General features: G+C 70.7%; 11 protein-coding genes. 4 read left to right on the top strand and 7 right to left on the bottom strand.

The window, feature by feature from the left end:
• The coding region (locus ACFFHU_RS21095) for a hypothetical protein (protein WP_377341458.1) at nt 1–204 on the bottom strand (204 nt) is incomplete at its 3' end.
• A 96-nt stretch (nt 205–300) separates the two neighbouring features.
• On the opposite strand from ACFFHU_RS21095, the gene trmB reads away from it, so the two are divergent.
• Nucleotides 301–1,062 carry a tRNA (guanosine(46)-N7)-methyltransferase TrmB gene (gene trmB, locus ACFFHU_RS21090; protein ID WP_377341457.1) on the top strand — a complete coding sequence of 254 codons (762 nt, stop codon included), beginning with the start codon at nt 301–303 and terminating at the stop codon, nt 1,060–1,062.
• 61 nt (nt 1,063–1,123) lie between these two features.
• Nucleotides 1,124–3,625, top strand: a complete 2,502-nt coding sequence (locus tag ACFFHU_RS21085; RefSeq protein WP_377341455.1) for a DEAD/DEAH box helicase — start codon at nt 1,124–1,126, stop codon at nt 3,623–3,625.
• Here ACFFHU_RS21085 and ACFFHU_RS21080 read toward each other — a convergent pair.
• From ACFFHU_RS21080 to ACFFHU_RS21070, 3 genes are all read right to left on the bottom strand, one after another.
• The gene (locus ACFFHU_RS21080) at nt 3,622–4,080 is read right to left on the bottom strand and encodes an HIT family protein (RefSeq protein WP_377341454.1); all 459 of its coding nucleotides are present in this window, start codon (nt 4,078–4,080) and stop codon (nt 3,622–3,624) included. The genes ACFFHU_RS21085 and ACFFHU_RS21080 overlap by 4 nt on opposite strands.
• A gap of 219 nt (nt 4,081–4,299) precedes the next feature.
• Entirely contained in the window at nt 4,300–5,403 is a 1,104-nt protein-coding gene (locus tag ACFFHU_RS21075; RefSeq protein WP_377341452.1) for a serine hydrolase domain-containing protein, read from the bottom strand.
• Between the two features lie 10 nt (nt 5,404–5,413).
• Nucleotides 5,414–5,590: a hypothetical protein gene (locus ACFFHU_RS21070; RefSeq protein WP_377341450.1), complete on the bottom strand. Its 177-nt coding sequence runs from the start codon at nt 5,588–5,590 to the stop codon at nt 5,414–5,416.
• A 196-nt stretch (nt 5,591–5,786) separates the two neighbouring features.
• Here ACFFHU_RS21070 and ACFFHU_RS21065 point away from each other — a divergent pair, with 196 nt between their 5' ends.
• Nucleotides 5,787–6,521 (top strand): GbsR/MarR family transcriptional regulator, encoded by a 735-nt coding sequence (locus ACFFHU_RS21065; RefSeq protein WP_377341449.1) that lies wholly within the window; start codon nt 5,787–5,789, stop codon nt 6,519–6,521.
• A 128-nt stretch (nt 6,522–6,649) separates the two neighbouring features.
• Here ACFFHU_RS21065 and ACFFHU_RS21060 read toward each other — a convergent pair whose 3' ends face one another.
• From ACFFHU_RS21060 to ACFFHU_RS21050, 3 genes are read right to left on the bottom strand one after another with little or no spacing between them, the layout of a single operon-like run.
• Nucleotides 6,650–7,261 carry a response regulator gene (locus tag ACFFHU_RS21060; protein WP_377341850.1) on the bottom strand — a complete coding sequence of 204 codons (612 nt, stop codon included), beginning with the start codon at nt 7,259–7,261 and terminating at the stop codon, nt 6,650–6,652.
• A 23-nt stretch (nt 7,262–7,284) separates the two neighbouring features.
• Nucleotides 7,285–8,529, bottom strand: coding sequence for a sensor histidine kinase (locus tag ACFFHU_RS21055; protein WP_377341447.1), 1,245 nt, complete (start codon nt 8,527–8,529; stop codon nt 7,285–7,287).
• A 39-nt stretch (nt 8,530–8,568) separates the two neighbouring features.
• On the bottom strand, nt 8,569–9,342 hold the full coding sequence (locus ACFFHU_RS21050; RefSeq protein ID WP_377341445.1) for a hypothetical protein: 774 nt from the start codon (nt 9,340–9,342) through the stop codon (nt 8,569–8,571).
• Between the two features lie 417 nt (nt 9,343–9,759).
• Here ACFFHU_RS21050 and ACFFHU_RS21045 point away from each other — a divergent pair, with 417 nt between their 5' ends.
• Entirely contained in the window at nt 9,760–10,410 is a 651-nt protein-coding gene (locus tag ACFFHU_RS21045; protein WP_377341848.1) for a hypothetical protein, read from the top strand.
• Nucleotides 10,411–10,544: the final 134 nt, after the last annotated feature.

The following is a 10,544-nucleotide window of genomic DNA, read 5'->3' as shown; positions in this document are numbered from 1 at the left end:
GCCGAGCACCGGGCCAAGGACCAGGCCGGGCACGCCGAGGACCAGGCCGAGCACCGGGCCGAGGACCAGGCCGGGCACGCCGAAGACCAGGCCGGGCACGCCGAGCACCGGGCCGGGCACGCCGAAGACCAGGCCGGGCACGCCGAGCACCGGGCCGAGGACCAGGCCGGGCATCGGGCGGGGGGCGTCGGTCCGACCCCGCACCGCGCAACAATCCGGACATTCCACCCCCGGCGCGGCCGGCTCAGCGGGCGCCACCTGGACGCCCTGGATCGGCTCTGGCCCCGGTACGGCCTCACCGTGCCCGACGACCCCGCCGGCCACGGCGGTCCCGACGAGCCCTCGGACCCCGGCCAGCCCGCCGGCCCCGGCAGTCCCGGCCAGCCCGCCGGCCCCGACGAGCCCGCCGGCCCCGGCGGTCCCGGCCAGCCCGAGCGGCCGGCACAGCCCGGCCGTCCAGCACAGCCCGACCAGTCGGGTGGCGGGATCGAGCTGGCCGAGCTGTTCGGCCGGAACGCCCCGCTGGTGCTGGAGATCGGTTCCGGGATGGGCGACGTCACGGCGGCCATGGCGGCCGCCGACCCGGACCGCGACTACCTGGCCGTGGAGGTGCACACGCCCGGGATCGCCAACCTGCTCGCCATGGTCGAGCGGCGGGGCCTGCGCAACGTCCGGGTGGCCGACGGGGACGCGCTGGTCCTGCTCCGGCACGTGATCCCGCCGGGCGCGTTCGCCGCGATCAACATCTTCTTCCCCGACCCGTGGCCCAAGGCGCGGCACCACAAGCGGCGGCTGATCCAACCGGCCCACGTGCCGCTGCTGCGGGACCGGTTGGCGCCCGGCGGGCGGCTGCACTGCGCCACCGACCTGCCGGACTACGCGTACGCGATGCGCGAGACGCTGACCGCGGACCCGGAGCTGGTGAACGCGTACCCGGGCTTCGCCCCCCGCCCGGACCGGCCGGTCACCAAGTTCGAACGCCGCGCCCGGGCGGCCCACCGCGCGGTCTACGACCTGATCTTCGAACGGAAGGGCCCTGTCCCGGGCGGGACCCCCTCCTGACATCCCGGGCGCCGGAGCCGAGTTGGCGCGCGGGACCGGATCGGGGCAGGATTGATCGGCTATGACGCTTCTCGACCAGCTGCCGCCCGAGGCCGACCCCGACGCCCTGTACGAAGCCTTCGCCGGCTGGGCCAAGGAGCGCGGCCTCGACCTCTACCCACACCAGGAAGAGGCGCTGATCGAGATCGTCTCGGGCGCCAACGTCATCCTGAACACCCCGACCGGCTCGGGCAAGAGCCTGGTGGCCACGGCCGCGCACTTCGCCGCCATGGCCGACGACCGGGTGAGCTTCTACACGGCGCCCATCAAGGCGCTGGTCTCGGAGAAGTTCTTCGCGCTCTGCGAGATCTTCGGCGCGCACAACGTGGGCATGCTGACCGGTGACGCGAGCGTCAACGAGGACGCGCCGATCATCTGCTGCACCGCCGAGATCCTCGCCAACATCGCGCTCCGGGAGGGTCGCCGGGCCGACGTGGGCCTGGTGATCATGGATGAGTTCCACTTCTACGCCGAGCCGGACCGGGGCTGGGCCTGGCAGGTGCCGCTGATCGAGCTGCCCCAGGCGCAGTTCGTGCTCATGTCGGCCACGCTGGGCGACACCACCCGGTTCGTCGACGACCTGACCCGGCGCACCGGCCGGTCGACCGCCGTCGTCAGCTCGGCCGAGCGGCCGGTCCCGCTGATCTTCTCGTACGCCATGACCCCGCTGCACGAGACGCTCGAGGAGCTGCTCGACACCAAGCAGGCGCCGATCTACGTCGTGCACTTCACCCAGGCCGCCGCCCTGGAACGGGCGCAGGCGCTGATGAGCGTGAACGTGTGCACCCGGGCCGAGAAGGACCTGATCGCCGAGGCCATCGGCAACTTCCGGTTCACCGCCGGCTTCGGCCGGACGCTGTCCCGGCTGGTCCGGCACGGCATCGGCGTGCACCACGCCGGCATGCTGCCCAAATACCGCCGCCTGGTGGAGACCCTCGCCCAGGCCGGCCTGCTCAAGGTCATCTGCGGGACCGACACGCTGGGCGTCGGCATCAACGTGCCGATCCGGACCGTGCTGTTCACCGGCCTGTCCAAGTACGACGGGGTGCGGACCCGCCTGCTCAAGGCGCGCGAGTTCCACCAGATCGCCGGGCGGGCCGGGCGGGCCGGCTTCGACACCGTCGGCCGGGTGGTGGTGCAGGCGCCCGAGCACGTGATCGACAACGAGAAGGCCCTCGCGAAGGCCGGGGACGACCCGAAGAAGCGGCGGAAGGTGGTCCGCAAGAAGCCACCGGAGGGCTCGATCGGCTGGGGCCAGCCAACCTTCGAGCGCCTGGTGGCCGCCGACCCGGAGCCGCTCACCTCCAGCTTCCAGGTCAGCCACTCCATGCTGCTGAACGTGATCGGCCGGCCGGGCGACGCGTTCGCGGCCATGCGGCACCTGCTCACCGACAACCACGAGGACCGCGCCGCGCAGCGCCGGCACATCCGCCGGGCCATCGCCATCTACCGGGCGCTGCTGGCCGGCGGCGTGGTGGAGCAGCTGCCCGAGCCGGACGAGACCGGCCGGCGGGTGCGGCTCACCGTCGACCTCCAGCTCGACTTCGCGCTCAACCAGCCGCTGTCGCCGCTGGCCCTGGCCGCCATCGAGCTGCTGGACCGGGAGTCCCCCTCGTACGCCCTGGACGTGCTGTCGGTGATCGAGTCCATCCTGGACAACCCGCGTCAGGTGCTCTCGGCGCAGCAGTTCAAGGCCCGCGGCGAGGCGGTGGCCGCGATGAAGGCCGACGGCATCGAGTACGAGCAGCGGATCGAACTGCTGGACGAGGTGACCTGGCCGAAGCCGCTCGCCGAGCTGCTGGAGGCGGCGTACGAGATGTACCGCCGGGGGCACCCGTGGGTGGCCGACCACGAGCTGTCGCCCAAGTCGGTGGTCCGGGACATGTACGAGCGGGCCATGACGTTCACCGAGTACGTCGCGTTCTACGGCCTGTCCCGCTCCGAGGGGCTGGTGCTGCGCTACCTCGCGGACGCGTACAAGGCGCTGCGGCAGACCGTGCCGGAGGACGCCAAGACCGACGAGCTGGTCGACCTGATCGAGTGGCTGGGCGAGCTGGTCCGGCAGGTGGACTCCAGCCTCATCGACGAGTGGGAGCGGCTGCGCAACCCCACCGAGGCGGCGGAGACGACCGTGCTGGACGAGCGGCCGCCCGCGGTCACCCGCAACGTGCGGGCGTTCCGGGTGCTGGTCCGCAACGCGCTGTTCCGCCGGGTGGAGCTGGCCGCGCTGCGCCGCTGGGACGCGCTCGGCGAGCTGGACGCCGAGGCCGGTTGGGACGCCGAGGACTGGGCCGAGGCCATGGCGCCGTACTTCGAGGCGTACGACTCGCTCGGCACCGGTCCGGACGCCCGCGGCCCGGCGTTGCTGATGATCGAACAGGGCCGGGACCGGTGGACGGTCCGGCAGATCTTCGACGACCCGGCCGGCGACCACGACTGGGGCGTCAGCGCCGAGGTCGACCTCGCGGCCTCCGACGAGGCCGGCGCCGCGGTCGTCCGGGTCACCGACGTGGGCCAGCTCTAGCGGGACCGCACGTCGGGCGCGCACGGCTCGGCGGCGGGCGCGTCGACGGTGATCCGCCAGGACGGGGTACGCAGCGGCGCGTGCTGCGGCGGCCGGTTGTCCGGGTCCTTGAGCCAGGCCCGGATGCCGCGGCCGGCCAGCGGCTCCTCCCGATAGCGCGGCACCAGGTGGCAGTGCGCGTGCGGGATGGACTGGCCGCCCACCGGCTCGACGTTCCAGCCCACGTTCCAGCCGTCCGGCCGGTGCGCCCGCCCGATCATCACCCGCAGCTCGGCGAGCAGGTGCTGGGTCGCCGCCCATTCCTGGGCGGTCAGGTCGAAGACGGTGCCCCGGTGCGCCTTCGGCAGCACCATGGCCGATCCCACCGGCACCTCTTCGGTCCAGATGGCATAGCAGAACTCGTTCTCCCGAACGATCTGGCGCGCGATGGCGGGCAGACAGAAGGGGCACTCCATCGATACAGCATGCCGGACGAACGGGACCGTCCGGAACCGCCGGCTGCGCGGGGTGACGGCTTGCTGTCGGCACGCTCCACAGGGTGCCGCTGGTCGCCGGCCAGTGACCGGTCCCGCACCATCGCCCGGCCCGGAGGGCGCGGATCTCGTCGGGGTGCCGCAGGGCGGCGGGCGTCGATGTCGTGCCGACGCCTGCCGCCCGTGTTCGATCCGATTGCCTCAGCGCGCGGCATGCGGGCCACAGAACACCGCTCTGATGAGGGCGTCCAGGACCGGCGGGAGAGCCTCGGCCGGGTTGGCCTCGCCGTCGCCGGTGGTCAGGCCGGCGGTCAGCGTCCTGGTGCCGTCGGGGCTGCTGTACATCAGGGCCCCGTACCCCCCCGGTGCACCGCCGTTGTGGTGATAGACAGTGCCGCAGTCGGGGCCCAGGTCCTGGATGAACAGCCCGAGACCATAGTCGATCGGCCCCTTGGGCGTGCGCATCTCGTCAAGGAGCGGGGCCGGCAGGAGCTTGCCGCCATTGAGCGCGGCGAAGAACGTGTGCAGATCCTTCGTCGTCGAGATCGCGGCGCCGGCCCCGGGCAGCATGGAGAGGTTCTGCCGGGAGACATCCTCCACCTTCCACTCGTCGCCGTCCTGGTAGCGGTAGTAGCCATGGGCGTGCGGCTCGGGCAGGTCGGTGATGTCGCCGGCGAGCTGGGTGTCGCGCAGCCCGAGCGGCTGCAGGATGCGCCGTTGCAGCTGCTCCCCGTAGGCTCCGCCGGCCACCTGCTCGATGAGCAGGGCGGCCACCGTGTAGTTGGTGTTGGAGTAACTCCAGTCGGTCCCGGGCTCGAACCGCGCCGGCTTGGACAGGGCCAGCTCCACCAGCTCCCGCGGCCGATAGGTGCGCAGCCGGCTGTCCACCCACTCCTTGCCGACGGCGGGGATTCCCGGCGCGAACGTCCCGTCGGGGTAATACTCGCCGGTGTAGTTGAACAGGCCGCTGGTGTGCTGGAGCAGCATGCGCACCGTGATCCGCTGGTCGAGGGCGAGGCCGGGCAGGTGGTCGGCCACCGGGGCGTCCAGCCCGAGCTTCTCCTCGGCCACCAGTTGCAGGACCGCGGTGGCGGTGAACGTCTTGGCGACACTGCCCGCCCAGAACCGGCCATCGACCGGTGGGCTGGCGGTCCCGCCCAGCTCACGTACGCCGGCGCTGCCGGCCCACTCGACCTGGTCGTCGTGCACCCGCAGCGTGACGCCGGCGAAGCCGGCGTCGATGAACGCCTGCATGGCCTCCCGCAGTTCCGGACGGTTCCGGTAGATATCGGTTGAGTTGGTCATGGGATCCTCCTCAGCGGCCCTGGGCGGTGATGTCGTCGTGGCCGGTGGTCGCGTGGACCTTCAGCTCGGCGGCGGCACCGGTCGTGTTGTTGAGCGCGTTGTGCACACGGCCGTGGCCGGTGCCCGCGTCCAGGGACGCGGATGCCTCGCGGGCGGCAGTGGACTCGCTCGAACCTTTGTTTCTCATATTGGAAACGCTACGTTGCCTTTCCTCTGTGGGCAACGGCCTTCCTGGCCCGTTGACGGCGTTTTCCCATCTCAGAGGCGACAAATTCATTGCAATGGAGGTAAATCTAATGCAACAGACCCCGGCCAGAGCTGTTGCAATGGGTTGAAATGAACGCTATCGTCCAAGCGGTCGTGGGACAACGAAGGAGGCTGCGATGCCGGGAGGCAGGCTCACCCAACGGGAACGCGAGCAGATCGCGCTGGGGCTGGCCGACGGCCTCCCGTACGCGGAGATGGCCAGGCGTCTCGACCGTCCGACCTCGACCATCACCAGGGAGGTCATGCGCAACGGCGGCCCCACCGCCTACCGGGCCGACCTGGCACATCACGCCACGGAACGTCGCGCTCGCCGCCGCAGGAGGGCCACACCCGGGCAGCCCGACGTGTCGCCACTGGCCCACGGGCGCGACGCCGAGGCCGTGCGCGAATACGAGGACATGTTCGCCGACGTCTTCACCCGGTCGGGCCTGCCCAGGATGACGGCTCGGACCCTGGCCAGCCTCTACACCACCGACACCGGCAGCCTCACGGCCGCCGAGCTCGCCCGACGGTTACAGGTCAGCCCGGCCTCCATCTCCAAGGCCATCACCTTCCTGGAAAGCCAGGGACTTGTCCGACGGGAACGCGACGAACGGCGCCACGAACGGTACGTGGTGGACGACGACGTGATGTATCAGTCCACGATGGCCAGCGCCCGGTCCACCGCGCACCTCGGGGCGATCGCCCGACAGGGCGTCAGCGTTCTCGGCGCCGGCACCCCGGCCGCCGCGCGGCTGGAGACCATCGCCCGATTCGTCGAGTTCGTCTCCGAAAGCATCGCCCGGGCCGCCGACCAGGCCCGCGAGGTGCTCCATCCCAAACCGGAGCGGCTGCCGGAGGACCGGGCATGAACGGGCGGGCAAGCGCAGCAGCGGAGGGCTTGGGCCACTGCACGCCACACCTCGCTGAACGCGTTGACCCGCCCGGCCAGCACATGCCCGTGCCGGCCGCCGTCGCGCACCGCCGACCAGGGGTGCGGTCAGCTTCGCAGGTAGGTCAGGACGGCGAGTACCCGGCGGTGGCCGTCGGCCTCCGGGAGGTCGAGTTTGGTGAAGATGTTGCCGATGTGTTTGGCCACCGCGGCGTCGCTGATTCCGAGCGTTCGGGCGATGGACGGGTTGTTGTGGCCTTCGGCCATCTGCCCGAGCACCTCCCGCTCCCGCGTGGTCAACCGGTCGAGTGGGTTGGTCGTGCGTCGGCGGTTCAGCAGCTGCCGTACCACATCGGGGTCGATGACGGTCTCACCGGCCGCGACCCGCGACACCGCGTCGGAGAAGTCGGCGACCTCGCCGATGCGATCCTTGAGTAAGTAGCCAACTCCCGCCCGACCGGACGGGCCGAGCAGTTCAGCGGCGTACGCGGTGGCCGCGTACTGCGACAGCACAAGAACCGCCGCGCTCGGGTCGCTGGCGCGGAGTGCCACCGCCGCGCGCAGCCCTTCATCGCTGAAACTGGGCGGCATGCGGACATCGGTGATGACCAGGTCGGGTCGGTGCTCCCGGGCGGCCGCCATCATCGAGTCACCGTCGCCGGCCGCCGCCACCACGGTGTGGCCCAGTCCTTCGAGCAGACTGACGAGGCCGGCCCGCATGAGCGCGGAGTCTTCGGCAAGCACTATTCGTAGCGACACGGCAGCTCGATCCGCACTGTGGTGGGTCCTCCTTGTGGGCTGCTGATCTCCAGGGTGCCGGCCACGACGGCCACTCGGTCGACCAGCCCCCGCATGCCCGTGCCCAGTGACGGTTCGGCGCCGCCCCTGCCGTCATCGACGATTGCCAGCGCCAGCCGTTGCCCAGCGAGTCTGCCACTGATCTGGATGCGAGTGGCCGCAGCGTGTCGTACCGCGTTGGTGAGGGCCTCCGAGACCACGAAGTAGGCGGTGGACTCGATCTCGGGCGGCAGCCGGCCGGGCAGGTAGAGGTCGACCTCGACCGGGATCGGACACCGTTCGGCGAGTTCGCGTACCGCCTCGGTCAGCCCGAGATCGGTGAGGATCTGAGGATGGATGCCGCGGATCTGGTCCCGGAGGGTGGTGAGGGCCAGCCGGGCCTGCTCGTGGGCCTCGCCGACGAGTTCACCGGCGCGGCCCCCCGCGTCGGCCATGTGCCGCTCGGCCAGGCCCAACTTCATCGTCAGGAGTACCAGGTGTTGCTGCGCGCCATCGTGCAGGTCTCGCTCGATCCGACGGCGTTCGGCCTCGAACGCGTTGACCAACCGGCTGCGTGACCGGGCCAGTTCCTCGACCTGACGGTTCATCTCGGCGCCGGTGGGCGCGAGCAGCCACTTGGCGAAGGCGGCCTGGGCACCGCCGAGCACGCTGATTCCGTACAGGGTGACGACCGTCGCGGGAATCCCGACCAGACCGGCGACGGCGCACGCCCGGCCCACGGTCTCGACCGTCCAGGTATCCACCGCGATATGGACGCCCCAGCCCCACCCAACCAACAGCGGCAACGCCACCAGGAGGAGGCAGCTGATCAGGACGAACACCGCGGCGAGATCGAGGAGCGCAAGCACCGACAGCAGGCACGCGCAATAGCCGAGCTCGCGCCAGGTGGCAGCCTCGGTCACTCGCCGCCGTACCCACGCCCAGCCGCTCGCGGGCGCGGGTGCGTGCGGGTCGGGGACCGCCAGCGGCTCCATGAAGCCGAGCCGGTGGCGCTCCAGTGCCCCGATCGGTATGCCGGCGAGCAGCAGCAGCGGCGGAAACAACAGCAGCGGCATGATGGCCAGCCAGGCGATCGAGATGACCGCCACGCTACTGAGCACATAGGCCAGGCTGCGCCACGGCCATCGCGACAGGACGAATCGGACGGGGTTGCCCGCCATCGCCCGCCACACGCTCGTCGCCACCGTCACGGACTTATGATGTAGGACGCAGCAGCTGGAGGAGCGGTGTCAGCCCGCACCGATGACGTCCAGCAGCGTGGTGGTGGGCTCGAGCGCCGAGAGTGCGCTGCCCGCTGTCATGAGCAGCAGCAGGCATGCGGTCAGGGCCGTGATGACACCGAGTGCACTGTGCAGAAATCTGACGCGGGTGGCGCTCGGGTGGCTGCCAAAGCGCCGCTTCCAGAAATAGGCGCTCGCCAGACCGGTTGCCACGATCAGGGTGGCGGGAATCGCCGCCGTGACCCAGTAATATCGCTCGACCGCGCCGAGCAGCACCGTCAGCGCGGGGGAACCGGCGTGGGGGCTGGCCGAATTCGTCAGCCCTTCGCGCATCTCACTTAAAACCTGTGCGAGTCTTCCGTCGGCGGTCCTACCGGGTAGCACCCCAAGCAACGGGATCAGAGGTAGGGCCATCACCTGGATGTTCACCGACAGCACCCACATGACGAAAACAGTCGCCACCGTTGCGGCCGTGGCGACCGCCGCATACCAACGCCGGGCACGCAGGTATTTCTGCCACAGAGCGGTGGTGAGCAGGCCGAGGACAATGACCAACGGCGCGCTGATCCCCACCTTGATCGCATGCCATTGGAACCAGTATTCGACCAGCGTCGTCAGGTGGTCGGGGAGCGCCGGGGATCCGCTTCGCCAATACTCGACGAGAGCGCGCCCGACGGCGTCCTGCAGTTTCTCGTAGTTGTAAGCCCCGAAGGTTGGCCTCAGGAGGACCCGGGGGGCGAGCTCGAATGCCACCGCCAGCGCCGCGGCGGCCGCCAGCAGCAACCCGACTACGGACCTCGAATGCAGTCGAACCGTTTCGCGGTCGGAATCTGGTGTTGGTTCGGCGGCACCAGTTGTCGTGGCCGGTCGAAATCGCATGGGACGACGTTAGCCAAGGGCCGCTCGGAGCACGATGGACCATGATCTACCCCAGCCGGATGTGGCTGTGCTACCCGTGCGGTATAGCTGGCTCTACCTCGGAGCGTGCTGTAGATGGTTGTCGCACGGCGTGTCCGACGGCCGGCGAGGCGCTGACCGAACCCCCGAGCAGGACGCTGGCGCCGGCCATCACGTGCGCGTCGACGCGCTCACCGCCCGGATCTCCACGACCGATCGGCCCCGGTTTCCGCTGGTCGCAGCGGCGATCCTCGATTAGAATGTATGTACTAATATTGGTCTTGAACTGGGAGGACAGCCGTGATCGCGCCCGCTGCCACCGCCCCAACCACGCCCCTTCCCTACGCCACGCTGCTCGGCTTCACCCGATACGTCGACCGGACCGGCCCGGCCAAGGCGACCTTCGTCGGCGGCCTCCGCAAGCAGCGGGCCAGCCGTTCCGGATTCAACCCGCACGGGCAGCTCGTCAAGGCCCTCAAGGCGGACATCGCCTTCCGCACCGGCGGCCGGCACCTCGCCGAGATCGCCGAGCAGGTCAAGCCCCGCTGGCGCCCGCTGTACGAGGCGCTGGTGCCGGGCGCGGTGGCCTACCTGCACTCGCTCGGTGACCCGGACCGGGTGGACCTGGCCCAGACCCGGGACGCCCTCGGGATGGTCGGCGACCTGCCCGTCAAGATCAACCCTCAGCTCGGCCTCCGGTACGCCGACGGGCGGGCCGAGATGGTCCGGCTGCACTTCGACGAGGCGCCGCCGAGCGAGGAGGCGGCGCTGGCCATGCTGCACCTGATGGGCCGGTACACCGACCAGGTCCTGCCGCACGCCCAGCCGATCCTGGTGGACGTCCGTCGCGGGGTCGCGCACCGGATGCCGTCGACCGCCAAGCCCGACCAGGTGGACCGCTGGCTCGCGGGCGAGGCCGCCGCCTTCAAGGCCATCTGGTCCACCGCCGCCTGAGCGCATCGCCCGGCGTCGGCGTCGGCGTCGGCGTCGGCGTCGGCGTCGGCGTCGGCGTCGGCGGGTAGGTCAACACAAGATCCGTGATCTCGGGGGGTTCGCCACCCTTCATCCCCCCGAGATCGCGGATCTGG

The organism is Plantactinospora siamensis (genome assembly GCF_042434095.1).
Classification (GTDB): domain Bacteria; phylum Actinomycetota; class Actinomycetes; order Mycobacteriales; family Micromonosporaceae; genus KBS50.
Note: the sequence above shows the minus strand (reverse complement) of the source record. Positions and strands in the feature narration are given on the sequence as shown.